1 protein-coding gene is annotated in these 1,057 nt (G+C 60.3%); it reads left to right on the top strand.

What is annotated here, in order from left to right; translation table 11 throughout:
- The first annotated feature begins 86 nt into the window (after nt 1–86).
- A protein-coding gene (locus NKK47_RS35010) for an IS630 family transposase (protein WP_352579929.1) occupies nt 87–1,041 on the top strand; the annotation gives its coding sequence in 2 pieces (ribosomal slippage) (nt 87–406 and nt 405–1,041; 957 coding nt in all).
- Nucleotides 1,042–1,057 lie beyond the last annotated feature (16 nt).

The raw sequence follows: 1,057 nt of genomic DNA, 5'->3' as shown, positions 1-1,057 counted from the left end.
CTAGAGCGTCGGACGTTCAGTTTGAATCGCGAGGGATTCCAGTGAGGCGTGGTTCATGATTCACTTCCTGTAGGAGGTGATTTGCCATGCCCAAGCCCTATTCGCTCGATTTGCGTGAACGTGTTGTGCGGTTTGTCGAGGCTGGCCACTCGCGGCGTGCGGCGGCGGCACATTTTGGGGTGTCGGTTTCGTTTGTCGTGATCCTGATGAGGAACTATCGAAAGACCGAGAGCCTGGCGCCCAAGGCCAGCGGTGGCCGCCGCCATTCCAAGCTCGACCCGCATCGTGCGTTCCTGCTTGGCCGTGTGGCCGAGAAGGATGACATCACCATGCCGGAGCTTGCCGCCGAACTGGCCGCTGCTACAGACGTCCAGGTCGCTCCTGCCTCGATCTCGCGCTGGCTCATCAGGAATGGCTATCGCTTCAAAAAAAACGCTGCTGGCCAGCGAGCAAGAACGTCCCGACGTCAGCAAGGCGCGGCAGGAGTGGCAGACCAGGCGCCAGCCGCGGATGCGGCTTGAGCCACATCGGCTGGTGTTCATCGACGAAACCGGAACCACTACGAAGATGACACGTCTGCGCGGCCGCTGCCTAAAGGGCCAACGGCTGCGCTCAAAGGCACCGTTCGGGCATTGGAAGACGCAGACCTTCATCGCCGGGTTGCGCTGTCATGGGCTCACGGCCCCTTTTGTTATCGACACGCCGATGAACCGGCGCATCTTCGAAACCTATGTCGAAACGCAGCTCGCTCCGACGCTGGCAAAGGGCGATGTCGTCATCCTCGACAATCTCGCTGCCCACAAGAGCCCGGCCGCCGAGGCAGCGATCCGGGCCAGAGGCGCATGGCTGCTCTTCCTGCCGCCCTACAGCCCAGATCTCAATCCCATCGAAATGGCATTTGCCAAGCTCAAGGCGCACCTGCGCGCAAAGGCCATCAGAACCATCGACGCCCTGTGGCAGGCCATTGGCGATATCTGCAATCTCTTCTCTCCAATAGAATGCAGAAATTACTTCGCAGCCGCAGGGTATGGACTCACATGAAAGTCCGCCGCTCTAG

Source organism: Mesorhizobium sp. M0019 (assembly GCF_040323975.1).
Lineage (GTDB): Bacteria > Pseudomonadota > Alphaproteobacteria > Rhizobiales > Rhizobiaceae > Mesorhizobium.
This window is presented reverse-complemented; position numbering and strand designations above follow the sequence as displayed.